Annotated in this window: 28 protein-coding genes and 1 pseudogene; 15 read left to right on the top strand and 14 right to left on the bottom strand. The window is 54.0% G+C overall.

The annotated features are described in order from the left end of the window. Nucleotides 1–343, bottom strand: a pseudogene (locus ACN0RL_RS12805) (arginine N-succinyltransferase); the annotation flags it as partial. A gap of 498 nt (nucleotides 344–841) precedes the next feature. On the opposite strand from ACN0RL_RS12805, the gene ACN0RL_RS12800 reads away from it, so the two are divergent. Beyond that, a complete protein-coding gene (locus tag ACN0RL_RS12800) occupies nucleotides 842–1,075 on the top strand; it encodes a hypothetical protein (protein ID WP_417517357.1) in 234 nt (77 codons plus the stop codon). Between the two features lie 89 nt (nucleotides 1,076–1,164). Here ACN0RL_RS12800 and ACN0RL_RS12795 read toward each other — a convergent pair whose 3' ends face one another. Continuing rightward, a complete protein-coding gene (locus ACN0RL_RS12795; RefSeq protein ID WP_417517355.1) occupies nucleotides 1,165–1,656 on the bottom strand; it encodes an MOSC domain-containing protein in 492 nt (163 codons plus the stop codon). A 395-nt stretch (nucleotides 1,657–2,051) separates the two neighbouring features. Here ACN0RL_RS12795 and ACN0RL_RS12790 point away from each other — a divergent pair, with 395 nt between their 5' ends. Next, nucleotides 2,052–3,314 carry a dicarboxylate/amino acid:cation symporter gene (locus tag ACN0RL_RS12790; protein ID WP_417517353.1) on the top strand — a complete coding sequence of 421 codons (1,263 nt, stop codon included), beginning with the start codon at nucleotides 2,052–2,054 and terminating at the stop codon, nucleotides 3,312–3,314. Between the two features lie 79 nt (nucleotides 3,315–3,393). Next, nucleotides 3,394–3,954, top strand: coding sequence for a hypothetical protein (locus ACN0RL_RS12785; RefSeq protein WP_417517351.1), 561 nt, complete (start codon nucleotides 3,394–3,396; stop codon nucleotides 3,952–3,954). 36 nt (nucleotides 3,955–3,990) lie between these two features. On the opposite strand, the gene ACN0RL_RS12780 is transcribed toward ACN0RL_RS12785, so the two are convergent. The 4 genes from ACN0RL_RS12780 to ACN0RL_RS12765 all read right to left on the bottom strand — a co-directional run bounded on the left by ACN0RL_RS12780 (nucleotide 3,991) and on the right by ACN0RL_RS12765 (nucleotide 7,009). Beyond that, nucleotides 3,991–4,590 carry an ADP-ribosylglycohydrolase family protein gene (locus ACN0RL_RS12780; RefSeq protein WP_417517349.1) on the bottom strand — a complete coding sequence of 200 codons (600 nt, stop codon included), beginning with the start codon at nucleotides 4,588–4,590 and terminating at the stop codon, nucleotides 3,991–3,993. Nucleotides 4,591–4,698: 108 nt separating this feature from the next. Continuing rightward, on the bottom strand, nucleotides 4,699–5,466 hold the full coding sequence (locus tag ACN0RL_RS12775) for an SDR family oxidoreductase (protein ID WP_417517347.1): 768 nt from the start codon (nucleotides 5,464–5,466) through the stop codon (nucleotides 4,699–4,701). A gap of 66 nt (nucleotides 5,467–5,532) precedes the next feature. Next, nucleotides 5,533–6,543 (bottom strand): low-specificity L-threonine aldolase, encoded by a 1,011-nt coding sequence (ltaE, locus tag ACN0RL_RS12770; RefSeq protein ID WP_417517345.1) that lies wholly within the window; start codon nucleotides 6,541–6,543, stop codon nucleotides 5,533–5,535. Between the two features lie 13 nt (nucleotides 6,544–6,556). Continuing rightward, nucleotides 6,557–7,009, bottom strand: a complete 453-nt coding sequence (locus tag ACN0RL_RS12765; RefSeq protein ID WP_417517343.1) for an META domain-containing protein — start codon at nucleotides 7,007–7,009, stop codon at nucleotides 6,557–6,559. 292 nt (nucleotides 7,010–7,301) lie between these two features. Between ACN0RL_RS12765 and ACN0RL_RS12760 the strand changes: the two genes are divergently transcribed. After that, nucleotides 7,302–8,192, top strand: coding sequence for a dienelactone hydrolase family protein (locus ACN0RL_RS12760; RefSeq protein ID WP_417517341.1), 891 nt, complete (start codon nucleotides 7,302–7,304; stop codon nucleotides 8,190–8,192). A 12-nt stretch (nucleotides 8,193–8,204) separates the two neighbouring features. Continuing rightward, entirely contained in the window at nucleotides 8,205–9,719 is a 1,515-nt protein-coding gene (locus tag ACN0RL_RS12755) for a catalase (RefSeq protein ID WP_417517339.1), read from the top strand. Nucleotides 9,720–9,802: 83 nt separating this feature from the next. Here the strand turns inward: ACN0RL_RS12755 and ACN0RL_RS12750 are convergent, their stop codons facing one another. After that, a complete protein-coding gene (locus ACN0RL_RS12750) occupies nucleotides 9,803–10,912 on the bottom strand; it encodes an ADP-ribosylglycohydrolase family protein (RefSeq protein WP_417517337.1) in 1,110 nt (369 codons plus the stop codon). 76 nt (nucleotides 10,913–10,988) lie between these two features. Further along, complete coding sequence (locus tag ACN0RL_RS12745) at nucleotides 10,989–11,324, bottom strand: thioredoxin family protein (RefSeq protein ID WP_417517335.1); 336 nt, start codon at nucleotides 11,322–11,324, stop codon at nucleotides 10,989–10,991. Between the two features lie 33 nt (nucleotides 11,325–11,357). Between ACN0RL_RS12745 and thpR the strand changes: the two genes are divergently transcribed. Continuing rightward, the gene (gene thpR / locus ACN0RL_RS12740) at nucleotides 11,358–11,897 is read left to right on the top strand and encodes an RNA 2',3'-cyclic phosphodiesterase (RefSeq protein WP_417517333.1); all 540 of its coding nucleotides are present in this window, start codon (nucleotides 11,358–11,360) and stop codon (nucleotides 11,895–11,897) included. On the opposite strand, the gene ACN0RL_RS12735 is transcribed toward thpR, so the two are convergent. Beyond that, nucleotides 11,883–12,686, bottom strand: a complete 804-nt coding sequence (locus ACN0RL_RS12735) for a DUF3750 domain-containing protein (RefSeq protein WP_417517331.1) — start codon at nucleotides 12,684–12,686, stop codon at nucleotides 11,883–11,885. The two genes, thpR and ACN0RL_RS12735, sit on opposite strands and share 15 nt — an antisense overlap. 94 nt (nucleotides 12,687–12,780) lie before the next feature. Between ACN0RL_RS12735 and ACN0RL_RS12730 the strand changes: the two genes are divergently transcribed. After that, nucleotides 12,781–13,071, top strand: coding sequence for a hypothetical protein (locus ACN0RL_RS12730; protein ID WP_417517329.1), 291 nt, complete (start codon nucleotides 12,781–12,783; stop codon nucleotides 13,069–13,071). 21 nt (nucleotides 13,072–13,092) lie between these two features. On the opposite strand, the gene ACN0RL_RS12725 is transcribed toward ACN0RL_RS12730, so the two are convergent. Next, nucleotides 13,093–13,260: a hypothetical protein gene (locus tag ACN0RL_RS12725; protein ID WP_417517328.1), complete on the bottom strand. Its 168-nt coding sequence runs from the start codon at nucleotides 13,258–13,260 to the stop codon at nucleotides 13,093–13,095. A gap of 262 nt (nucleotides 13,261–13,522) precedes the next feature. On the opposite strand from ACN0RL_RS12725, the gene ACN0RL_RS12720 reads away from it, so the two are divergent. Next, nucleotides 13,523–13,855, top strand: a complete 333-nt coding sequence (locus ACN0RL_RS12720; protein WP_417517326.1) for a rhodanese-like domain-containing protein — start codon at nucleotides 13,523–13,525, stop codon at nucleotides 13,853–13,855. Between the two features lie 187 nt (nucleotides 13,856–14,042). On the opposite strand, the gene ACN0RL_RS12715 is transcribed toward ACN0RL_RS12720, so the two are convergent. After that, the gene (locus tag ACN0RL_RS12715) at nucleotides 14,043–14,333 is read right to left on the bottom strand and encodes a hypothetical protein (protein WP_417517324.1); all 291 of its coding nucleotides are present in this window, start codon (nucleotides 14,331–14,333) and stop codon (nucleotides 14,043–14,045) included. Between the two features lie 232 nt (nucleotides 14,334–14,565). Between ACN0RL_RS12715 and ACN0RL_RS12710 the strand changes: the two genes are divergently transcribed. Continuing rightward, nucleotides 14,566–15,045, top strand: coding sequence for an FKBP-type peptidyl-prolyl cis-trans isomerase (locus tag ACN0RL_RS12710; RefSeq protein ID WP_417517322.1), 480 nt, complete (start codon nucleotides 14,566–14,568; stop codon nucleotides 15,043–15,045). Between the two features lie 41 nt (nucleotides 15,046–15,086). Here the strand turns inward: ACN0RL_RS12710 and ACN0RL_RS12705 are convergent, their stop codons facing one another. Beyond that, nucleotides 15,087–15,620, bottom strand: coding sequence for a CIA30 family protein (locus ACN0RL_RS12705; protein WP_417517320.1), 534 nt, complete (start codon nucleotides 15,618–15,620; stop codon nucleotides 15,087–15,089). A 106-nt stretch (nucleotides 15,621–15,726) separates the two neighbouring features. Beyond that, nucleotides 15,727–17,442 carry a carboxylesterase/lipase family protein gene (locus tag ACN0RL_RS12700; protein ID WP_417517318.1) on the bottom strand — a complete coding sequence of 572 codons (1,716 nt, stop codon included), beginning with the start codon at nucleotides 17,440–17,442 and terminating at the stop codon, nucleotides 15,727–15,729. 227 nt (nucleotides 17,443–17,669) lie between these two features. On the opposite strand from ACN0RL_RS12700, the gene ACN0RL_RS12695 reads away from it, so the two are divergent. The 4 genes from ACN0RL_RS12695 (at nucleotide 17,670) to ACN0RL_RS12680 (ending at nucleotide 22,521) form a co-directional block, all read left to right on the top strand. After that, nucleotides 17,670–18,617 carry a DUF4124 domain-containing protein gene (locus tag ACN0RL_RS12695; protein WP_417517316.1) on the top strand — a complete coding sequence of 316 codons (948 nt, stop codon included), beginning with the start codon at nucleotides 17,670–17,672 and terminating at the stop codon, nucleotides 18,615–18,617. A gap of 76 nt (nucleotides 18,618–18,693) precedes the next feature. Then, on the top strand, nucleotides 18,694–20,004 hold the full coding sequence (locus tag ACN0RL_RS12690) for a ferric reductase-like transmembrane domain-containing protein (protein ID WP_417517314.1): 1,311 nt from the start codon (nucleotides 18,694–18,696) through the stop codon (nucleotides 20,002–20,004). A gap of 216 nt (nucleotides 20,005–20,220) precedes the next feature. Continuing rightward, nucleotides 20,221–20,718, top strand: a complete 498-nt coding sequence (locus tag ACN0RL_RS12685; protein ID WP_417517312.1) for a PaaI family thioesterase — start codon at nucleotides 20,221–20,223, stop codon at nucleotides 20,716–20,718. A gap of 21 nt (nucleotides 20,719–20,739) precedes the next feature. Continuing rightward, the gene (locus tag ACN0RL_RS12680) at nucleotides 20,740–22,521 is read left to right on the top strand and encodes a DEAD/DEAH box helicase family protein (RefSeq protein WP_417517310.1); all 1,782 of its coding nucleotides are present in this window, start codon (nucleotides 20,740–20,742) and stop codon (nucleotides 22,519–22,521) included. A 10-nt stretch (nucleotides 22,522–22,531) separates the two neighbouring features. On the opposite strand, the gene ACN0RL_RS12675 is transcribed toward ACN0RL_RS12680, so the two are convergent. Next, on the bottom strand, nucleotides 22,532–23,149 hold the full coding sequence (locus ACN0RL_RS12675; RefSeq protein WP_417517308.1) for an NUDIX hydrolase: 618 nt from the start codon (nucleotides 23,147–23,149) through the stop codon (nucleotides 22,532–22,534). Between the two features lie 88 nt (nucleotides 23,150–23,237). On the opposite strand from ACN0RL_RS12675, the gene ACN0RL_RS12670 reads away from it, so the two are divergent. Together ACN0RL_RS12670 and ACN0RL_RS12665 are read left to right on the top strand one after the other, a co-directional pair. Then, the gene (locus tag ACN0RL_RS12670; protein WP_417517306.1) at nucleotides 23,238–23,693 is read left to right on the top strand and encodes a GatB/YqeY domain-containing protein; all 456 of its coding nucleotides are present in this window, start codon (nucleotides 23,238–23,240) and stop codon (nucleotides 23,691–23,693) included. A 102-nt stretch (nucleotides 23,694–23,795) separates the two neighbouring features. Further along, on the top strand, nucleotides 23,796–24,401 hold the full coding sequence (locus ACN0RL_RS12665) for a M15 family metallopeptidase (protein ID WP_417517304.1): 606 nt from the start codon (nucleotides 23,796–23,798) through the stop codon (nucleotides 24,399–24,401). Nucleotides 24,402–24,415 lie beyond the last annotated feature (14 nt).

Raw genomic sequence — 24,415 nt, 5'->3', positions numbered from 1 at the left:
TGTTATTGGCCAGCATGCCGTTGAGTTCCCGCTCGCTGAAACGTACCTCCCGGCTGGCGCCTTCTTCACTGTAGGGTACCGGCTGCAACGGGCGGCCGGTTTCGCCGCCTTGGGTATCAATGCCCAGACTACTCAGTTTGTTGTTGAGTGAATCCTGTTCACTGGCATTCAGGGTTACGGGTTCGAAGTTCTCAGGAAACACATAGTGGCTTAACCACCAGTAACCGGCGCCGACGGTGGCAACGATGGTGAGCAGCACAATGCCAAAGACATGCAAGCCACTGAAGCCCTTCTTTGCGGGCGGCGCCGCTGATGCTGTTTTATCCTCGATCGTTTTATTCATTTCCAATGATACCTGGTTGCCCTCTGAAAACGTTTTGACGCGGTCTTTCGAACAATACCCTAGTATGCTCACACCCGCTCAATAATCCCACACAACCCATCCAACCCATCAGACGAATCGGAGCCTGAAGTGATTAAGCCCAGTTGTTACAGCTGTCGGAAAAAGTTTGAACCATCTGAGCTCCGTGTCTCTTACTCGAAAAACTACTGTGAGGGCTGCGGCATTGGGCTGTTTGGTGAGGATTATTACAGTTTCAACGCTAAGCCCGCCCCAACTATCCGGAAGAACCTGACTGTCCATTTTGCAGTGCTTTTTGTCGTTGTTTCTGGCTTGTTGTTATGGTTTTTGGCTGGCAGGTCGTGAGCGCTCAAAGGCGGGACAGGTCTGGTTTCAAATCAGGCAAGGGCGTCCGCCGGATCGATGCCATGCCGATGCGCATGCGTGAGATGCGTACCGATTGAGCTAATCTGATCGGTAACCACTGAATGAGAAACCCTTATGAAACTGATCCTTTTGCTCGCCGCTGTATTGGTTGTTGGTCTGTTGGTGACTCAGCAACTGAACAAGGGTAAGGAAGCCAACGGTGAACAGGCCGCGGAAATGGGGGCCAACAAGCCGCCAAAGGTTCCGACGAACCCGGGCGATGTGCCGAAGTTTGAAGACGACATGAAGAAGTTTATGGAGGATGAGGCGGCCAAGCAGGCGGAAAAGGTTGATCAGGCCACGCAGTAAGGGCAGCTTAACTCTCTACGCGAAAGGGCGGTTAAAAATGGGGGGGTTACCGAAACATACTAGGGTACTTGCGGGTCTTCTTTGCTAGCTCACAAGCAGGCCTTCACCACATCACCAAGCGCCAACTCGCCTCCTTCAACGACTCGTGTTGTGATCCCGCCATGCCCGCGCATGGCGTTATAGCCACCTGGGCCCAGGCTAATTTCCATCTTGCTGCAGGGGTGGCATAGGCCGGTGTATTCCAGTACCACGCCGCCGATCTGGAAGGTTTTGCCTTTCAGGGCCAGAAGGTTCAGGCCGGAGATCACGATGTTGCGCCGGAACACTTCTGGCCCGATGGCGTCGCGATGCAGGCACGATGCCATGGCCGTCAGGTGCTCTTGCTGGATCAGGGTCACTTGCCGCTTGCTCGTTTCCCGGCCTTTGAATCGATCACCCTCAAGGCCTTTGCCTGGGGTAACCGCTACTCGGTTGAGCGCTTGCATGGCTTCGCCGCGGGTGGGGCGGATCCCAATCCATTCGACACGACCGAGTTGGGGTAGGGTGTCTAGCAGGGTTTGAAGTGGGGTGGCTTCGGGCATGGCGCTCCTCTCGATCAGGGTAAGGTAACTGCTCCAAATTATGCGCAGACTCTTCTTCGGATTGGAAACTCCGGCTCAGATCTAAGCCCGCAGGGCACCGCTGGTTCTGTGTGCACAGTGGTTGAACGCTTTCCTTCATGTTCCTGCTGAGACGGATTTTCTATATTCATATAGCCTCAATGTATAGGCCATTTTTGCATCAGTTTCCCCGAAGCCCTGTGGCACATGGTTTCCGGCCGTTTAACCTCCGGTCGCCAACAACTTTATCCACAGCTTTTGTGAGTAACGTACGTGGGAATACCGGTTTACCCATAGGCCGGTACTGACCAGAATCCCCGCCCCTGACGTATTTGAACGCTTGCTCATTAACGAGTCAGGGTGTAACGGGAGCCCCCATGAAAGCTTTACTTGATGTTTATCTGAAGACTTCTCTGGTGCTGCGCATAGGTATCGCGCTTGTTCTTGGTTTGGTTGTGGGCCTGGTGGGCGGACCGGTAGTGGCCGAATGGCTTGACCCGTTAGGTGAATTGCTGCTCAGGTTGTTGAAGTTTCTGATCGTGCCGATTGTCCTGTTTACCCTGATGGTGGGGATCAATCAGGCCAATCTTTCCAGTATGGGCCGCGTCGGCCGGAAACTGCTGGGCTTCTATGTGCTGACCTCGGCTCTGGCCATCACGGTGGGGCTGGTAGTAGCTTCAATATTCGAACCCGGCATCGGCCTGGAGTTGTCGCCTTCGGCCAGCGTTGAGGTGCCGGAGAATCCGGGCTTTGTCCAGGTGCTTCTGAATATTGTTCCCGCCAATATTGTTGAGGCGTTTGCCAAGCCGAATCTACTCGGGATTATTTTTACCGCGATTGTGTTTGGCATTGCTCTGCTGAAACTGCGCGAGTCAGATACTCACGGGGAAGCCGGCGCCAGGGTGTATGAGGTAGTGTCCGGCCTGAACGAAGTCACGATGAAGGTGATGGCCGGGGTTCTCCAATATGTGCCGATTGGCGTGTTTGCGATTGTGGCCAGTACCGCAGGTGAGCAGGGCATAGCCACGATACTGGCCCTGGGCGATATGGCCATGGTGTTGTATCTCGCCCTGGCGGTGCAGCTGGTGGTCTACGCGGTTCTTATGCGCCTCAATGGCGTGAGTCTGGTGGACTTTATTCGTGAGGCCCGGGCTCCGGTTGCTACCGCCTTTGCCACCCAGAGCAGCTCCGGGACTCTGCCCCTGACCCTGAACGCAGCACGGCGTTTGGGTGTTCCCCAGAGTATCTATGGTTTCAGCCTGCCGTTAGGGGCCACCATCAATATGGATGGGGCGGGTATCCGTATTGCCATCTCTGCAGCCTTTGCAGCCAATGTGGTGGGGGTGCCTCTGGACGTTGTCACTATGCTGGAAATTATTCTGATCGGCACCTTGGCTTCCATAGGCACTGCTGGTGTGCCGGGCGCGGGCATCGTCATGATTGCTACTGTGTTTGCTCAGGTGGGTCTACCCATTGAAACTGTGGCTCTGTTGGTGTCCATTGATGCCCTTGTGGGTATGGGGGCGACAGCCATGAATGTAACCGGGGATCTGGCGTGTACCTCCGTGATTGCCCGTTCCGAGCAGAAAGATGAGGCGGTGCTGGAAAGGTCTTCGGTGTCGGAGAAGGTGCTGTCCTGAAAATCAAAGCCGAACCAACGGGCAATTTTCTAGAAAAAGGCCCTGGCGCGCATGTGATATATTTTCACGAAGGAGAAAAATGGCAACTTACTTCATTTTTACCAGGAAGCAACGTTCTTCAGCATTGTTGCTCATTTTCAATGCTGGAGTGGCTTTCCTCCTATATATGGCAGCACACAAATATCTCCCTGATTTAACGAGTGATAAAAGTGCGCTAACCCAACTTCTTGACGTTCTTGATATCGCTATTTGGGTTGTTGAAGCTATTTTGCTTGGACTGGCACTGTGGTTCTGGTTTGAAAATAAGCAAATCAGGGTTTGTGTCACGCCAACCACTTTGTTCTATTCTGACCCTACCTTCGGTGATGTGAGTTGGCAGGTCAAAGTTTCTGACATTACGGAATTAAAGCAAGTAAGTGATACAACGCAAGAATTTATTTCAAACTTGATAGTGCTCAAAAATGGGGAGAAGAAGCAACTGATGTACGGGAATTATCGTGGGTTTGATCGACGAGCTTTTTTCGACGCGCTTGTATTAGCCAACTCGAACATCATTGTTCCAGAAAGTATATATAGCTACAAAATACAAAGGCCATCATGGGCTAAGCGCATTCGGAAAAAAATTGGGTTAGATGAGTAATCTTTGAAGAATGCAGGACCGCCCGTTGAGATGTGATCAGCGAGTGGCCACGTCAGGCCCTTCCACCAGGCCGCCGATGGACGCCGTGTCGTGGGTCTTCATGGCGCAGTGCTCGGACGGCAGGCCTTGCGCAAGATTGGCGAAGAATCCGCGATGGTAGGACTCGGCATAGGTGTCTGAATGCGCCGGGGGATCTGCGGTCATAAAGCCGATGTAGGCGGGCAGGAAGGTCTGTGCACGGTAGTGCCCTTTATCGTCTGCGAGGCACCGCATCAAAACGCGGCTGCAGTGGGCATTCAACGTGTTCTCGCCCGCGGTCATACCCTGATGATAGTGAACGTTCAGCACATTCCAGAATTGCGCGCGGCCTTTGAGGATAACGTCCCCCACAATTTGCGACGCCGTTTTGTGGCTGTGACCGGCACGGCGACCACCGCTGCTCGTGGAATGCAGCGACATAATGGAGGAAGGGTGGAATTCTGGCGCGGCCTCGAACCGTTGAATGCCTCCGGGAAAGGCCTTTTCGATATCCATCTGGTTGTAGAACCAGTGCACGGGCATAGCCAGAGCATCGGCAATGAATTGGGTTTTCAGGCTGTTGCGGACACGGTCTGCGGTACTGAGGTTATTTTGCACTGGAAAGCTCCCGGCGTTGGCTGGCGTTCCGGTAGATACGATCGCAGGCTGGTTGTGGTTCTGGTGTCGAGGTACGCTTCGGACTGGAGATTCCCGCTCAGATCAAAGCTAGTCCTCGTATATCATCTTGCGGGTCATGCCGCCGTCGATCACGAAGTTCTGGCCGGTCACAAAGCGGGCCTCCGGCGATACCAGGTAGGCCACCATAGCCGCCACGTCCTCGGGTTTGCCTACACGCCCACTGGGGTGTTGCTCGTGATCAGAGGTAGACAGAGATTGTGGTTCAGAGGGCGCATGAGCCTGCCAGGCACTGACATCTATCCAGCCCGGGCTGATGCTGTTGGCCCGCACATCGGGCCCCAGGCTCATAGCCAGAGCGTGGGTCAGGGCGATCAGGCCACCCTTGCTTGCCGCATACGCCTCGCTATGTGGCTCAGACTGCAAGGCCCGGGTAGAGGCCATGTTGACGATGCTGCCCCGGCGTTGGCGCAGGTGCGGCACAGTGTGCTTTGCCATTAAAAAGGCGCCGGTCAGATTGACGTCGATTCGCCGCTGCCACTGATCCAGTTCAAGCAGCTCTATGGGGCCGGTGTCTGGATCTGCGAGGCCCGCATTATTGACCAGAACGTCCAGCCCCTCGCCCCATCGTGCGGCCTCCTCCACGGCGGAGGTTACTTCGGGCTCGCGGGATACGTCCATTGTGATCAGCAGCAGGTTGTCCGGATCGCGGAAATCCTGTCTGCAGGCACTGATGGCTTCTGAATTCTGATCGCAGATGACCACTCGCCAGCCCTTGTCCAGGAAATGGGCGGCAATACCTTTACCGATGCCCTGGGCGCCGCCTGTTATGAGTATGACTGGGGATTGCTTTGCCATTCGTTCAGCTCCTTTCGATCAGGAATTGGAGGTGGCTCTGGGAGTATAGCTAGGTAGACCTGTTTCTCACGATTGATAGAACCGCCGGATAGCATCCAGCAACCGGTCGACATCCTGGCGGTTCACATCCAGATGTGTCACGAAACGAATGGGGTCTCCCGCCGTGATCAGGATGCCCTGGTCAGACAGATAGTCGCGCAGTTGCGTGGCTCTGCCGGAGCGGCAGTGAGCGTAGACGATGTTGGTCTGGGTGCTGGCGGGGTTGATCTCCAGCTGCGGGATTCCGGCCAGTCCGGCGCTCAGGTATTCGGCGTTTTCGTGATCTTCAAACAGCCGCTGTGGCCCGTTTTCCAGAGCAATCCGACCGGCAGCGGCCAGTATGCCGGCCTGACGCATGCCACCACCCACCATTTTACGCAGCCGTGTTGCCCGCTCGATAAAGGCTTTTGAGCCCAGCAGCAGCGAACCAACAGGCGCTCCCAGTCCTTTCGAGAGGCAGACACTGACTGAATCGTAGTGTCTGGTTATCTCGGTGACATCACAGTTGGATTTCACCGCTGCATTGAACACCCGGGCACCGTCCAGGTGCAGCAACAGATTGTGATCGTCGCAAAAGGCGCGGGCCTGGCGCTGGTAGTCCAGTAACAACACTTTGCCACCAATGGTGTTTTCCAGTGAGAGCAGGCGGGTAGAAGCGAAGTGGAAGTCGTCGGCCTTGATGGCGGCTTTCGCTTTCACGAGGTTGATGCTGCCGTCGGGCTCGTTTTCGATGGGTTGCGGTTGAACGCTTCCAAGCACGGCGGCGCCACCGCCTTCGTAACGGTAATTATGTGCCGACTGTCCGCAAAGGTATTCATCGCCCCGGCCACAATGGCTCATGATCGCCAACAGGTTGGCCTGGGTGCCGGTGGCGGTAAACAACGCTGATTCAAAGCCCAGCCGTTCGGCAGCGAAGGCCTGCAAGCTGTTAACGGTTGGGTCGTCACCGTAAACATCGTCGCCCACCTCGGCATTGGCCATGGCTTCGCGCATTTCAGCGGTAGGGCGGGTCACGGTATCACTGCGAAAATCGATCATGAGGGCGTCTTTGCTACGGCTTGGGTGACGACTGGAAAGCGCGGATAGTCTCTCCTTCCGGGGTGCTCAACAGCAATTCGCCGTGATCCCCAAAGCGCGCCTGGTTCACATTCATAAGCAGCCTCAAAAAAGATTCTTCCTGGTCCATCAGCCCCGGTGCACAGGCCATTCGGGTAGATGCCATATTATCGCCAACGGTAAATCTGGATCCATTGAGTTGGTATTCGCCGCTATAACGATTACAGGATGAGCTACCTCCTACCTTGTTGCCTTCCATGAACACGATGCTGACACGCGAGCTGTCGATAATGCCTTTGCCGCCAATGTCCTCAACAATCCACTCGCCGCCATTTATGAGATTTTCCATTGTTACATCGTCATTGGTGGCCTCTGGTGTATTTGCGCAGGCGCCTAGAAAAATCACGGAGCTGACCGCACTAACGGCTATAAGTCTGTTTAATTTCATCAGATTGCCCTGTCTCTGGATGAGCTTGATGGCTTCATATTATCTCGTTGGCCAAGCTTATGCTGGATTCTTGCCAAACCGTCATACGCCAATATCGGTGCAGGCCTGCTTTCGATCCCGTTTTCAGCACGAAGTGCCAGTCAGTGCTCCGCTTCAGGTACTACAACTACGACCAGGAAACTTGCGGGCGCTGCCGCGCTGAATCACCCAATAGAAAGTATGAAAACTGCCAGTTTGGTGTTGTTACGCTATGGTATAAAGTCAGCAATTGTTTCAAAACCGAGGATTAGTTATGAATACGCCAAAGTCAGATCATATCCCTCAAGAAGCATTCGATTGGTATGACGAATATGCACATGGTTTAATTGATCGGCGTACTTTTATGCGAAAGCTTAGCGGGTTGGCTGTTCTTGGCTTTTCTCTCAGTGTATTAACCTCTGCTTTATTACCTGATTATGCCCTCGCAGAGCAGGTATCGTTTAACGATGAAGACATAAAAGCAACGTACGAAGAATTTGACTCGCCTGATGGACACGGCAAAGGCAGAGGTTATCTCGTTGTGCCCAGAGATTTGGCCACTAAGCTTCCTGTTGTGTTGGTTGTACATGAAAATCGGGGTTTGAACCCGTATGTTGAGGATGTGGCAAGACGACTCGCTAAAGTCGGTTTTATAGCATTTGCACCTGATGCGTTATTTCCTTTAGGCGGCTACCCGGGTAACGATGATGAAGGCCGTGCAATGCAAAAAACGATGGATCAAGCAAAAATCCAGAATGATTTTGTAGCCGCCGCACACTTTTTAAAGTCGCACCCTGACAGCAACGGTAAGTTAGGCGCTGTTGGTTTTTGTTTTGGTGGTTATATTGTCAATTACCTGGCTGCGGTTGATCCAGACCTACTTAGCGCTGGCGTGCCGTTTTATGGTACGCCTGCAAGCGCAAACTTACGCAAAAATATTAAAGCACCGCTCATGATACAACTAGGTGAACTGGATAAACGCGTTAACGATACATGGCCCGAGTACGAGCAGGACTTAAAAGCGAATAATGTGGAATACATAATGCACATGTATGAAGGTGCTCACCATGGCTTTCATAATGACTCGACAGCTCGATATGATGAAGCGAATGCAGAGCTTGCATGGCAACGTACCATTGAGTTTTTTAATGAAAAATTAAGTTAAGAGGGAACGATCATGACCGATGAAAGCTCGAAAAAAGGCAAGTGCCCCGTATCGCACCTGACAACCGCCTTTGGTGCCCCGGTTGTCGACAATCAGAATTCGATGACCGCTGGCAAGCGTGGCCCCGTGCTGGCTCAGGATGTCTGGCTCAACGAAAAACTCGCCAATTTCGTGCGCGAGGTCATCCCGGAGCGTCGCATGCACGCCAAGGGGTCTGGCGCGTTCGGCACGTTTACCGTAACCAATGATATCACCCGCTACACACGCGCCAGGATTTTCAGTGAAGTAGGGAAGAAGACCGAAATGTTCGCCCGCTTCAGCACGGTGGCAGGGGAGCGGGGCGCGGCCGATGCCGAGCGTGATATTCGCGGCTTCGCGCTCAAGTTCTATACCGAAGAAGGCAACTGGGACATGGTGGGCAACAACACCCCTGTGTTCTTCTTGCGGGACGCCAAGAAATTCCCGGACCTTAATAAAGCTGTAAAACGTGATCCGAAAACCAATATGCGTTCGCCGACGAACAACTGGGATTTCTGGACGCTTTTGCCCGAAGCTCTGCACCAGGTGACTGTGGTGATGTCCGATCGTGGCATACCCAAGAGCTTCCGGAATATGCATGGTTTCAGCAGCCATACCTACAGCTTCTGGAACGACGCAGGCGAGCGCTACTGGGTGAAGTTCCACTTCAAAACGCAGCAGGGCATCGAGAATCTGACCGACGCCGAGGCTGCGGCAGTTGTCGCTAATGACCGCGAAAGTAATCAGCGGGATCTTTTCGACGCGATCGAGCGTGGCGACTTCCCGCGTTGGAAAATGTATGTGCAAGTGATGCCCGAAGCCGACGCAGAAACCTATCACGTGCATCCATTCGACCTGACCAAGGTTTGGTATAAGGCGGATTACCCGCTCATCGAGGTAGGCGAGTTTGAGCTGAACCGGAATCCGGAAAACTATCCTATGGATGTTGAGCAGGCGGCCTTCTCGCCGTCTAATCTCGTGCCTGGCATCAGCGTCTCCCCGGACAAGATGCTTCAGTCGCGGCTCATCAATTACCCCGATTCTCAGCGGTACCGCCTGGGTGTGAATTATCAACAGGTACCGGTGAATGCTGCCAAATGTCCGGTCATGAGCAACCACCGCGATGGTCTTGGCCGGGTGGACGGCAATTACGGCAGCCTTCCGCATTATCAGCCTAACAGCTTCGGTCAATGGAGAGATCAGCCCGAATATGCAGAGCCGCCACTCAAGATTGACGGGGATGCGGCCATGTTCGATTTCCGCGAGGATGATGACGATTATTACAGCCAGCCGCGCAAACTTTTTCAACTGATGTCACCTGCGCAACAGCAGGTTCTTTTTGAAAATACGGGGCGAAACATGGGGGACGCTCCGGATTTCATTAAGCAGCGTCACATCGATAACTGCACCCGTTGCGACCGGGCTTATGGTGAAGGGGTTGCCAAGGCCCTGGGCATGTCGGTCAAGTCGCCAGAAGAACTGTCTCCCAACCCTGAATTGGCAGAGTAATATCGGCCGCGTAATAGAAACGCTCAAAAGGAGTGAGGGTTTTTATTGCGCGTCCGTCTATTTCCGACGAGATCGCAAATTGACTACTCGCCACCGGTCTCCGCAATAGTCAGCGCGTCAGCCTCCCAGCTAATCGCCTCATAGTCCACCAACTGACTAAACCAGCGGGTGGCCACGTCATCACTGATCAGTCCCAATAGCGCTCCAAGTACCATGCCACGATGAACGTTATCGCCGCCCAGATTGGTGTTTACCCGCAGCGCTAACCACGGATCATTGCGGTATTTGTAGGCCAGGTACAGAACAACCGGCCAGGAGTCCGAGATGTAGCATGCTGGTGAATACATTCGGCCCACCACCTGGTTGTCCGGGAGGTTTCGTTTTACCAATGCCGCGACATCCAGGCCCGCTGCGCCCTTGCCGGCTTCCGACAGCAGCGCCTTGATACCTTCTTCGTCTGGCCCTTCCATCAGGCCGCATAGAAGGTTTACATAGCGGTCACAGACCTGCATCAAGCTTTCATCCGGGTGCGTTAGTGCCAGATGTTCCCGGCAAAGAGCCTGGATGTCGGCCACCTCCGTACCTCGGAGTCGCTCTGAAAACACCAGCGGGGCAATCGTTATCAGGCCGCCGACAGACGCCGTGTCGTGGGTCTTCATGGCGCACTGCTCGGGCGGCAGGCCTTTCACAAGATTGGCGAAGAATCCCCGATGGTAGGATTCGGCATAGGTATCGGGATGCGCAGGGGGATCTGACGTCATGAAGCCGATGTAGGCGGGCAGGAAAGTCTGTGCACGGTAGTGCCCATTATCTTCTGCGAGGCAACGCATCAGAACGCGGTTGCAGTGGGCATTCAATGTGTTCTCGCCCGCGGTCATGCCGTGATGATAATGAACGTTTGGCACATTCCAGAATTGCTCGCGGCCTTTGAGGATAACGTCTCCCACAATTTGCGACTCCGGTTTGTCGCTGTGACGGGCACGGCGACCACCGCTGCTGGTGGAATGCAGCGACATAATGGAAGAGGGGTGGAACTCCGGCGCGGCTTCGAACCGCTGAATGCCTCCGGGAAAGGCCTTTTCGATATCCATCTGGTTGTAGAACCAGTGCACGGGCATGGCCAGGGCATCGGCAATGAACTGGGTTTTCAGGCTGTTGCGGACACGGTCTGCGGCACTGAGGTTATTTTGCACTGGATAGCTCCCGGCGTTGGCTGGCATTCCCGTAAATACGACCGTGGGCTAGCTGCGGTTCTGGTGGTGAGGCAGTTCAGCCAGTATTGAGATAGTGATAGGGCCTTTCCAGCGCGGTACGGACCTCTCCGATGGAAAAAGCCCTGGCAAACTCTGCGAATCGCTGGCCTTGAAACCAGAGCTGTACGACCGGAAGAGAAAATATACCGCGAACTGCGCACAATTTACCGCTGCTTTCCTGGCAATCAATGTAGGCTGTTACCAGCTTCGGGAATTCTTCTCTGGCAAGCTTTTCAAGCTGAGGCTTGATTGCCTGGCATACGCCGCAGTGGGGGCCGCCAAAAAGGATCAGCACAGCGGGATTTGTTTTCAGTAATTCCGATAATGCGTCTTCTGAACAAACAGTTTTCACAACTTTGCTCCCCTTTTCTGGATGCTCCCAATTATGCCCAGACTATTCTTCGGCCTGGAAATTCCCGCTCAGATTAAAACCCGCTTGTTGGAGGTGAGGGCAGAGGTGCCCGGTGCAAAATGGCAAAGTGTTGAGCAGATGCACCTCACCTTGTCGTTCCTTGGCGACGTGGAAGAAGAACGTCTAACGGCGGTGTGCGAGGCTGCCCGCCATATTCCCCAAGCCCCTTTTGAGCTGAGTGTTTTGGGCCTGGGTTGTTTCGGACAGGCTTGCGCTCCCCGAAATCTCTGGGCGAGCGTCCAGCCGGTGGCTCCCGTTGCTAGCCTCCATAACGCGATTAAAGGCCAAATGGAGAGCCTCGGATTAACAACGGCGAGTCGGGCATTCCGCCCCCATATCACCCTGTCCAGATTCACGCGCCAGCCCGGTTCGGTTGAGGGCTTGCTGGCCGAATATGGGGAAACGGCTTTCGGGTCGTTTCAGGTGGACCAATTTGTAGTCTTTGAGAGCAAACAAGGCTCCGGTGGTTCGGTATACACAGTGATTAAACGCTTTCCGTCAATTGGCCTCTGAAACCTGCTCCATAACCGGGGCTTTGTGCCACGTCGAGCGATCCATCCAGGGGTCGCGCAGGCCAATGTGCCCGATTCCGGGCAATTTTACGGCCAAAGCCAGAGGGTCGATGCCAAGATTGAGGCCGAGGATGTTCAGTTCAACACCTTCCCGGATACTCGCCATAAGACCGAAATAACCATTGAGGGAGAACTGGTAGCCCGAACCGCTGGGAGTTTTCGCAAGTACTCCGTCAGCGAGATAGTCTTTTCCGATGGCAATGTTGGGTAGTGCAACATCCAGCTCGGGTACCTGCCGGATTACCCAGGCTACGAAGGTATTGCTGTTGGGCCCGGGCCAGGCTTTGTATTCATTCGCGAAGGGGTAAACGTCTATAGCTGCCCGGATGTTGATGATGGCGGCCTCCGCTCTCTCACCGCGGAGATCGGCCAGCAACATCGGCGGGTTGCCATACCAGGCGGTATCCGGCTCACCGGGGCGGGATCGCACCGGCTTATAGCCCCAGCCAGTGACATCATGAACCTCGTAGGTGGATGCCCCGCGCCCCTTGGTCGCAATCCAGGTATGGACCGCAAAATTGCCGCGCCAATTATAAGCTCGGGCACCATAAACCTGCACAATGGCTTCTTCCGCCTGGTCGGGCAGTGGCGCAATGCCTGCGCTGGAGCGATCGGCGTCACGCCAGCTCTGGCCAGACTGGCTGCTGCAGGCCGCAATCAGTGCGGGGCCTGCCAGCAGAACCAGCAAAAATACTGTGGTTCTGATGAGCCATATAAGGGGTTTAATCATTTCAGGAGTACCTCAAACTGCATAGAATTGGAGAATAGTATCTACTGGGTGTTCATGTGGCACTCAGATAACAAGCGCAGCGACAGGCCCTATTATGAATGTGGATAAAGCGAAAAAGCGTATCGCAAAGCAGGTTAAAAAAGGCTTTCATGGCTATCCGCTAGTTTCGCTGGAGTACTTTGGTAAAGAGCCGGGTTCAGCCACCGAGGTTGTCATTTCATTTACTGAGGAAGAAGGCGCGGATCCCCAGAAGCAAACGTTCGTGAGTGGGGGTGATGCCCGGGAAGATGAAACGATTCAGTCTACCCTCCTGAAAATCATTGAGCGGGCGGATGCAAAAACAGTGATTGAGATCGACGGCACTTCCACTCTAAATGAAAGCTGACGTTCAGAGACCAGGCGCGATTTAGTTTCCCTTTTTGAATTTTGCTTTGCAATTGCCGCTCATGCACATCGTGCAGTAGTGCTCACGGTCCTCGTGCTTGGTGCCCTCTGCGATAGTGATGCCGCAGCCGTTGCAGAGCAGGGTGGCTACTTCACCGTTCAATTTTACAATTGCGTGTTCGTAATTCATAAACCGACCCTTCTCACTTTACTTTCGACGGAGCTAACAAGTATTAATGTGAGTACTGAGCATGTCTGACTTTCATGCACCCATATTACATTACGAAGCTCGCGTCGGGTCAGACTGCTGGAAAGCGACCACGCTTTGGTACGCTGTAACGGGTTACTCTGAGCAAGTTTATGTTTTGCCTGCGGTCTCCATACGAAGAGGTCCTCTTTAGAATCCAATCGTATAAATCTGCAACCACAGCCCAACTGAGAGGATGAAAGTGATGATGAGAAGATTTTCCTCAATGAACCTGATTTTCGTGTTTTTAACACTGATGCTCGCACCGATGTTAGCGCAATCGAAGCCAGTGTGGATTGATGTCCGCACGGAAGCAGAGCATCGGCAGAATCACATTGATGGTGATCTACTCATTCCCCATGCCAGCATAGTTGCGCAGGTTACTGGGCAGTTTCCGGATAAAGATGCGGAGATTAATCTGTATTGCCGCAGCGGCAACAGATCCGGTATCGCGAAGTCTGCCCTTGAGCGTGCGGGCTATACCAATGTGAAAAATAAGGGCAGTATTGCCGATGCGCGAAAGGCGCGTGACCTTTAGGTGCGCCTTCTGACGGCCTGCCAATCATTAGCGGCGGATAGGTCTCCGGATACCATCGGCAGGCAATGAACCCTTTTATCAGCAACCTCTGACGGAGTGGTGGACGACATCATCGAACTGCCGGTTTGATCAGTTCGACACACCCACGCCTCCGTCACGATTGGTTTTGAACTCAGACCTGATCAAGTCACTTGTCCTGATCATCCTTTTTCTTCTTGCCAGACTGGTCGCCCTTTTTCGAGTCAGTTTTGTTGGTTTTGTCAGTTCTGCCAGTTGTGTCAGCTGCATTGTATTTGGACTTGGTGGACCCCTGATGAAGCTCAGAGTTCTTATTCCCGGGTTTAGCATCGTGGCCCATATCCTGCTCCCCTAAATCCTTATTCGCACTGCCGCCCTCTTCGGCGAGCAAAGCAGCCGAACCAAGGGCTATGGCCGGTGTGATCAAGGCATAAAACGCGAATGCATGGAGCTTTTTCATAGAATCCTCCTTTGAATACGATGTTTCAGGCGGACAAAACGTCCCGTCTGAGCTGCTTTATCGCAGCTTCTCCCAATGACGTTGTGTCGATAAGAAGACTGAGTCGCCACGAAATATAGACTTCCAGATTACCGTTTAAGTTAAGCTTAGGATGCTGGGCTTATCAACTCCGGGCCGGCCGAGAGCAGGGCGGTTTCAAAATGTCGAACCTCGAACCATCGAAGAGAACTCTATGCCAATCGAAAAGAATCAAGTGGTCTTGTTCCACTACAGCGTCAGTGATGAGCAAGGCAATGTCGTTGAAAACTCCCGCGGCGGCGAGCCGAACGCCTATTTGCATGGCCACGGAGGCATTATCCGAGGCCTGGAAGAGGCTCTGGAAGGTCGCGAGGCCGGCGATACGTTCAGTGTCACCATAACTCCAGACAAAGCCTATGGCCCACGCAAGGCGGATGCCGTGCAGCGCGTGCCGGTCAAACATTTGATGGGTGCCAAACGCTGGAAACCGGGCATGATCGCCCAGGTGAAAACTGAGCAGGGGCCTCGTCATGTGATGGTAGTTAAGGTCGGCCTGAAGTTTGCCGACGTTGATACGAATCATCCGATGGCCGGTAAAACACTGACCTTTAATGTCGAAATCATCGAAGTCCGCGCTGCCGAACCGGAAGAGATTGCGCACGGCCACGCGCATGGGCCGGGTGGGCATCATTGAAGGATAATTGGCAGCTGAACCCTGCGAATCAGCCTCCGGTTTTAAAGAAAAAATCCGAACCGCCGCACGCAGACATCGACATCGAATGCTGTGCCAATGGCAACCACGGCAACGCTTCGGATACCCGCAGGTTGTAGCTCAGCATCGGTGCGGTGCGCGCGCAGTTGCTCATAAGGCACGATGAAGCGGGTCCATTCGGGCTCTACCGGCAAAGTGCAGCGAAAGGATTGCCAGGGTCTGGCCAGCTGATTTGTTTTTACGTGCAGGTTGTAGTCGTGTGCCGCACCGCATAGCTCGATGAACAGCCCCCGGTAGTCTTTGCGCATACAATCCGGCTCGACCTCAAATTTCATCTGCACGAACCCGCCGTTGTTATCGAGGCTGGTTCGGCCCGTCAAACAGGTGCAGGGTGAGCCATGGCGCTCGCTCTGCCGCAATTCAGCACTGGAAACACCACCCATAACCTGGTCGCTGATTACGGCCCATGGCGAGGGCGCGTCCAGGCGGGCCAGATACACATCGACCAGTTGCTCCTCGCGGACCGCGGGGCCTTGGGTTTTGAGGTTTTCGTTCATAAGCTTGAAGCGCTCCTGGCAATCATCCGGAAACCCTCGAAGGTAGTGGCCCGGTGCTCAGCGCGCACCGGGCCTTTAACAGTCTTTACTCACTACGTAAACGACTTCAACGACCTAACCAGAGACTACAGTTACGAGCTTCGTTAAAGGTCTGGTCACCAGGGGACACAGCAAAGGGACCGATGTTCTCTGCTGGAGCCTGTAATGATTGATAGCCTTGGTTAACAAAAGCCATCCAGGCGGGCAGAGTGCCATCACTGGGGGTGGGGTCGCCAGTTCGGGCAAACGCCGCCCAGTAACCTACCATCGCCTCGGCAAGAGAAGCCGAGTCTGTAGAAAACTGCTCACCCAGAGCGGCTTGCGATGCAAATACATACTGAATTTCAGTGGCATGCGCAGCACCCAGTACAGGCTGAACAGCGGCGAATAACGGCGAAGGTAGCGGAGCGTTGCGGTCTGCAAATTCATAAGCGAACACCGGAACGTGCTGTGCAGCTGCAGCGATATTGCCAAAGCCCGGGCAGGCAAAGATGGAATCAGTGCCCACCGCAGATACAGCGATGTCGGCGTTGTCATAATCACTCAGTGGGTAAAGACCTACCACTGCGTCGGCATTGGCCTCAGTGACACCGCCATACCGCCGGATCAATTCTCCTCTGTAAGCCGGAGTGCTGCCTGCAAGCAGTTGTTCGAGGGGCGGGCGATTACTCACAAACTGTTCTGCAGCAACAAACAACCGCCACTCATCCAGGTTTGAGCCTTCCAGTACCTCGTCTGCCGTGAACTGTCCGCTCGCGAGGGCGGCTGCTACGTTTTGCTCAAGAACCCCCGGGCGGAGGATGATTTCAGAGCTGAATTCAGGGGTTCCGGCCTGCAACGTAAGGAGTTGCTCAAGTGTCAGGTTACGCAGGCACTCCGCTGCTTCAGGCGATGAATCTGCTGGGCAAAGGCTGGCCATAAAGCCGGCACCGCGCTGTTCAGCGTCGGTAAGCGTTTCCTGAAAAAAGGATGGGCCACTCTGAACAATTACTCGCTTGAACAATCCATCGGTACGACCATCAGCGGCCATTAATCCCTTGATGCTGAAGCCGCCTGCAGATTCACCTACCAGGGTGACGTTGTCCGGGTCACCCCCAAACTCCGCGATGTTGGCCTGCAGCCATTCCAGCGCCTTGATCTGGTCCATCAAACCATAGTTCCCCGAGCCCGCCTCAGAGGTTTGCGAAGTTGCTGTGAGTGCCGGGTGTGCCAGATAGCCCAGTAACCCGAGGCGATAGTTGATGGCTACTACGACAATGCCTTGTTGTACCAATCTGTCCGGATTTCCGCTGGACTGAAGGCCGGCACCTGTATCCAGGCTGCCGCCGTGAATCCAGACGACCACCGGGTGATTATCCCCCTCAGCAGGCGCGTAGATATTGAGGCTCAGGCAATCTTCCGAGATGTTCGTCCCTGGATTCGAATTCTGGATTGCGAAAGGAGATTGCGAAAGCGTTTGGGGGCATGCATCACCAAACTGTGTCGCTTGCAGTTCGTCTGTCCTGGGTTCCAGGCTCTGAGGTGCGCGAAAGCGGTTCGCTCCCGCCGTAGACTGGGCATAAGGAACGCCAAGCCACTGCTTTATGTCGGCACCGTTGTTGTCGCTGACCAGCTGGCCAGTCACGGTGCCTTCAGAGGTTGTAACCTGTGTCGGGTTGCTTGGCCCCTCTGTCTGGTCGTTTGAATCTGAAGACGAGTCGTTACAGGCCGACAATGGGACAACAAAAAGCGACAAAATCAGAAGGCGGAAAGCCCTCTGCATTCGAGGTGCATAAACACGCATAAAGTAATCTCCAGGTAGTTCATTGTTATTTTCGTTGTGCTGGAACCAGGAGCCAAATCAGCTCGACAATTTGCAGCGTACACTTGTACGCTGAAACTCATCAGGAAGATTAGCTCGTAGGGGAGAAAAGTCAAAAATGGAAACGGCGAAGTGAGTCTGGCCGCTCTTTCGCTGTACTGTTTTATCTGCCTTAATAACTACTTCATCTCTCCGTCGGGAAAATCGCAGTGTTTAAAGGGTTAAGGAAAGCCGTAAATTCATTCTGTGTGTTGTCGTTCTTCATGATCATTGCAACCTCAAGTCATGCGAAGATTTACAAATGGGTTGATGAAGACGGAAAGGTTCATTTCAGCGATCGGCAGGACCATGCCGTTGAGCAGGAAGTTGTCAGCGTGAAGCCAGGCGCGTCGAAATGGTCGCGTTTTGATATCGATATTCAAGCCGAAGATGTTGAGCTGAGTGACGAGGAACACCAGCAGATTGTTGACGGTGTGAACAATGTCTACGAGTTTTTTGATCGTGTGATGTCCTTTGATATGTTCAGGACGGTGCCCGTCAATATTCTGATTTTCAAGGACAGGGCGGAATACCGGAACTACCTGATTCGCAGTGACAGAGGCATGTCGGTTGCGTCATATGGCCTGTATATACCCTCCGAACATCAGATCGTCGTCTATATTCGGGAGAACAGGAACCTCACTTTTAAAACGATCAAGCACGAGGTGAGTCATGCAGTTGTTGATACCATCGTTCCTTATGCGCCTGCCTGGCTAGATGAAGGGCTTGCCGAGCAGATGGAGATGCTCGAGCGCGACGAATCGGGCCTGTACTTCGAACGTCACCCGGAAAACCGTTGGATTGTCGCCCAGGCTCGTGAACAGGGCCGCTTAACTGACATCGACCAACTTTTGAAACTACCCAGTGATAAGTGGCGACATTCGGAAATATCCGGGCAGGGGAGCCTGAGGGCTCAGTCTGGCCAGTTCCTTTATTTTCTGCTCTCCAAACCCACCAGCCGTAACTTTGTGGTGCGGCTGATGCACAACTTTAACCGGGGTGATCGCACGCTCTCGTATTATCTGGTGGATGACAATTACATTGGCGGGGTAAATATGTTGGGTTTGGACTGGAGGCATTGGTTGCTAAAACAGGGTGACGGGGTCATTCGGCTGTAGCCAGGGTTGTGGCGACCTCGTTGCCAAGGGCTCCGAAGACGACTAGATTGCATGGTCAGAGGAAGCGAAAAAGACCATGCCGATGAAACCGCTGTTTCTGATCGTTGCTTATCTTGTTTCTGTTACATTGCCGCTGATCCTGTCCGCGTGGGTCGGAGGGCCGCCACGTCAGCTGCACCAGGAATTGGCGTCTGGCCTTGGCATTCTTGCCTTCTCGATGATCCTCATGGAGTTCATTCTGTCTGGCCGTTTCAAGGCCATTTCAAATGGCGTAGGAATGGATGTGACCATGCGGTTTCACCAGATCATGGCTCGCACGGCTCTGGTCTTTGCTCTGCTGCATCCGTTTCTTTACCAGGGTACGCCGTCAGGTGGCCAACGCCCATGGGACCCCACACGCCAATTGACGCTCACCACCGATTTTTATGCTCTGTCGACAGGCATTGCCGCTTATCTGCTTCTTCCAGGCCTTGTTCTTCTGGCAATCGGGCGCACCCAACTGGGCTACAGATACGAGACATGGCGCCTTTTACATGGCGTCGGCGCGTTGTTGATCGCGGTTCTTCTTTTGCATCACACCGTTTACGCCGGGCGTTACGGATCGCAGCCTGTGATGACGTGGGTGTGGCTGGCAATGACGGGAGTGGCGGTGGGGTCACTACTGATCGTTTACCTTCTGGTGCCCCTGCTAAAGAAAGCACGCCCCTGGCGCGTAGCCTCCGTCGTCCAATTAACGCCAAAGCAATGGGAAGTGACCGTGAGGCCAGGTGGTCATTCTGGCCTCGATTATAAAGCCGGGCAATTCGCCTGGTTGAATGTGGGGCACAGTGCCTTCTCGATGAAAGAAAACCCGTTTTCCATTTGTTCTGCGCCGGCAGCCGGGCCGGAACTATCCTTCATGATCAAAGAGCTTGGTGATTTCACGCGAACAGTTGGCCAGATAAAAGCTGGAACAGTCGCCTATATTGACGGTCCTTATGGCAATCTTTCTGTCGACAGTCGCGTTGAACCCGGGGTTGCACTCATTGCAGGTGGCGTAGGCCTTGCTCCGCTGCTGGGCATACTCAGGCAAATGCGCTTGACCAGCGATTCGCGCAAGGTGAAGTTGATCTACGGTAATCGGATTATCGATCAGATTGCCTATCGCGAGGAATTGGGCATTGACGGCGCAGTCTTCGCGCTGTCAGAACCGCCAGACACCTGGCACGGAGAGACAGGCTTCATAGATGGAGCATTGATAGATCAGGTGTTTTCAGAGGTAGAGTTTGGCGAATGGGTCTTTGTGATGTGCGGCCCGTCGATCATGATGGATAGCGTTGAAGAGCACCTGATTAACAGGGGCGTACCCTCTCACCGTATCCTGTCGGAGCGGTTCTACTATGACTAACCCGATCAAGCGGTTGAGCCAGCGACAGCGGGTTTCTTTGACCATCTGGGTGCTGAACATCACGATATGCATGACCCTTCTCGTTTTCGTATTGCGCTAAGTCTTGTTCATGAAGAGAAATCCGCGCAGCGCCGCTGTGCTGTTTTTTAGGTATTATGCTGCTCCGCCTGCGGTTTTTACGCTCTGGCAAATGATTTTCTGAAGGAGTCTTTGATTATGACCAATGTTTCCACTGCCTTGCAGGACCTGGCAGCCCCGGATGGTGTTTGCTTCGGTTGCGGAAGTGCCCATCCTGAGGGCCTGCAACTGAAGAGTTATTGGCACGACGACGGCGTTCACGTGGTGTGTACCCACACTCCGGATCCGAAATTCCACGGTTGGCCGGAACTGGTTTACGGCGGTTTGCTTGCCATGCTTGCGGACTGTCATTCCAACTGGACCGCCATAGCCTATCATTATCGTGCTGAGGGTCGTGAGCCGGGCAGTCTGCCACGTATTGATTGCGTTACCGGCAAGCTCAATCTTACCTACATCAAGCCGACGCCAATGGGTGTGGAACTGACACTCAAAGCCAGAGTAGAGGGCGAGGTAGGCCGCAAGAGCCGGGTGATCTGTGAGATCTGGGCCGGTGACGTGCTTACGGTGGTAGCAGATTCGATTTTCGTTCGGATTGACACTGAGGAGCTTCGTTCGCAGGCCCACGGTCGCGCGTAGAGAAATGGCGGGCAGTTAACAATGAATGCTCCTTTCAAGCTGCGGCCTTATCAGCAGGAAGCTGTTGATGCCACCTTGAGACATTTTCGCAAATCAGATGATTCTGCCGTTATTGTGTTGCCAACCGGTGCGGGTAAAAGCCTGGTAATTGCCGAGTTGGCCCGCCTTGCCCGGCGTAAAATTCTGGTGCTGACCCATGTAAAAGAGCTTGTTGAGCAGAATCACGCCAAATACGAGAGTTATGGGTTAACGGGTGGCATCTTCTCTGCTGGGCTAAAACGTAAGGAAAACCGGCATCAGGTCACCTTTGCCAGTGTGCAGTCTGTATCGGCGAATCTGGATCAGTTCCGGGATGAATACTCGTTGGTTATTGTCGACGAGTGTCACCGGGTCAGCGGTGATGATACCAGCCAGTATCAGAGAATCATTGAGCTGCTGGGGCAGCAGAATGATTCTCTTAAAGTTCTCGGGCTAACCGCCACGCCCTACCGGCTGGCCATGGGCTGGATTTATCGCTATCACTATCGGGGCTTTGTACGTGGCCATAGTGATGATGGCGACGAACAGAACAAGCCCTTCCAGCACTGCATCTACGAACTGCCCCTGAGCTATATGATTAACCGGGGGTATCTCACCAAACCTGAGTTGGTAGACGCAGCTGTGGCGCAATACGATTTCTCCGCGCTGCCCCGAAACCGCTTTGGCGAATATGCAGAACAAGACGTTAACCGGCTGCTGAGCAAACACCAGCGCGTAACCCGGGCCATTACCGAGCAGGTGATGGAGCTGGCGGAAGAGCGCAAAGCTGTGATGATCTTTGCGGCAACGGTGGATCACGCAAGGGAGATCACCGGCTATCTGCCGGAACAGCAAACAGCCTTGATTACCGGCGCTACCGATCAGAATGAACGGGATCTGCTGATTCAGCGGTTTAAACAGCAGCAGTTAAAGTATCTGGTGAATGTCTCCGTGCTCACCACGGGCTTTGATGCGCCCCACGTGGATTTTATCGCCATTCTTCGCCCGACCCAGTCGGTTAGCCTGTATCAGCAGATCGTAGGGCGCGGCCTTCGCCTGGATGAAGGTAAACAGAATTGCCTGGTGATTGATTACGCGGGCAACCATGTAAACCTGTACCACCCGGAAGTGGGAGAGAAGAAGCCGGATCCCGACAGCGAGCCGGTGCAGGTATTCTGCCCGGGCTGCGGTTTTGCCAATATCTTCTGGGGCAAAACAGACAGTGAAGGCCATGTTATCGAGCACTACGGTCGCCGTTGTCAGGGGCTGTCAGGGCTTGCTGAAGAAGGTGGGCCAGCAGCGCGGAATGGACGCCCTGAACAGTGCGATTACCGTTTTCGTTTCAAGGAGTGCCCACACTGCGGTGGTGAGAATGATATCGCGGCTCGTAATTGCCATCAGTGTAAAAAAACCATTATCGACCCGGATGATCAGCTACGAGACGCCCTGAAATTGAAAGATGCCATGGTGATTCGTTGCGCTGGTATTACTTTGAGCAGCAGTGGCAGCAAACTGAAAATCACCTATCACGGTGAAGATGGAGAAGAGCTCAGCGAGTCGTTTGATTTCAGCAAGCCGGCACAGCGCGAGGTTTTCAATAGGCTATTTGGGCGGCGCATCGCGAATAGTCAGGCTCCGCGCGAGTTTAGCAAGATTGAAGAGGTGCTTGAGGTGCAAACCTTGATGCCTGCGCCGGACTTTGTGATTGCCCGCAAGCAGAAGCACTACTGGCAGGTTCAGGAGCGGATCTTGGATTATCAGGGTAGCTATCGTAAGGCGTACTGAACGTTGATTTCTATTTGCCCGGTAAAGCCTGCAGTTTGTCTTCAAGTGCCAGGAGCTCCTGCAGCATGCTGTAGCTCAGCCCCCATATGCAGTAGTCTTGATATCGGCAACAGGGGAGTTTCAATGTGCCGAGACGGGTGTGCCAGAGAATTTCGCCCTGGTTCTCTTGGGCTGCGAGGTAGTCTACTGGAATCCATACCATCTTCTCGACTTCGTGGTTCGGCGATACTGTTTGCGGTCCCCGCCACTCGTATACATAAGGAGTGACCACCATCGGGCGCCAGCGGCTGTGTTGGCGAGTGAGCAAGTCGGACAGCCTGGCCTGAAAGTGTCCATTGCTTTCCAGGTCGACACCGGTTTCTTCCAGCGTCTCCCGCACGGCAGCAGCCCGGGGTGTGGCATCCTCCGGCTGCATGCGTCCTCCGGGAAAGGCCATGTCGCCGGACCACGGGTCTCCTTCCTTGCGGGCCCGCTGGATAAACAGCAACTCCATTCCGGCGTCTTCCGACTTTCGGTATATTAAAGCTACAGATGCTCGGGCAAGGCTGCGTCGGAAAGGTAGCTCACGGGGGCGAATGTTGAGCTTCCAGCGTTTGGGTATCACAGAGCCTTGTCCTTTGTTGTTCATGATTGAACCAGCGCAAGTTTTTCGTTAAACCTGGCATCTTTATCAATATGAAATCAGTTACCTTAATCCCCAGAACCGGAGGCTAATAATGACCGAATTATCACTAAAGGAACAACTGAGTAACGCTGTAAAAGACGCAATGCGCAAAAAGGATAAACTCCGTCTTGTCACCTTGCGTATGGCTCAGGCCGCGATCAAACAGATCGAGATTGATGAGCGTCGCGAACTGAATGACGAGGACGTTCTGAAGGTGCTGGACAAAATGCTCAAGCAGCGCCGCGATTCTGCCAGCCAATACGATGCGGCCGGTCGCGAAGAACTGGGCGACAAAGAGCGGGCGGAGATGGTGATTGTTGAGGAATTCATGCCTGCCGCTCTCACCGAAGATGATCTGGACGGCCTGATCCGTGAGGCAATCAGCGCAACCGACGCCCAGGGAATGCAGGACATGGGGCGTGTGATGAACGAGTTGCGACCAAAGGTACTTGGCCGGGTAGATATGGGCCATCTCGGAAAGAAGGTGCGGGCTGCGCTGGCGGGCTAACCCCACATGAAAAATGATCTATTCTGAAGTTGTAGAGCCCAGGGAAAGTGGTAATTCGAGGTCGGGCATTGCTACCAACAGTGATCACCCGGGAGGTTCAGGATGAGCGACAGATTGTTTGGCGAGGATGTGCTCTTTTTTCAGCGCCTTCTGAAGTCAGAAGGCTTCTATCGCGGCGCGCTGGACGGATTATGGGGTCCGATCTCGGAGGCGGCCTCCGCTGCCTTCGATAATGAATACGACAAGCTGAAGCATGGGCTTGGCACGTTTGACCGGCGCACAGAGCAGAAGATTGCTTCCCTTTCTGTGCGGGCGCAGCGGGAGGCCCGTCAGTTCATGGCTCGGGCATTGAGCCGGGGTGTGAACGTAAAAATCATCTCCGGAACCCGAACTTATCACGAGCAGAACCAACTGTTTCGCCAGGGACGCTATGGCAATCCGGGCCCGATCGTCACGCGAGCGCGGGGAGGGCAGAGCAATCATAACTTTGGCATTGCCTGGGATATAGGCATTTTCAGAGAAGACGGCTCCTACTCAACCAGCGAGAGTGATTACGATGCAGTTGCTGAATACGCCGCAGGGCCTCTGGTGTGGGGTGGCAGTTGGCGTTCATTCAAGGACTCACCACACTATCAACTGGCAACGGCCTACACCCGGATTGCCTGGGTGCGTGCGCGCTTTGAGCAGGGTGAGGCCTACGTGGTCTGATCCTCGGACAGGGC

The organism is Marinobacter sp. (assembly GCF_048259445.1).
Taxonomy (GTDB): Bacteria; Pseudomonadota; Gammaproteobacteria; order Pseudomonadales; family Oleiphilaceae; genus Marinobacter.
This window is presented reverse-complemented; position numbering and strand designations above follow the sequence as displayed.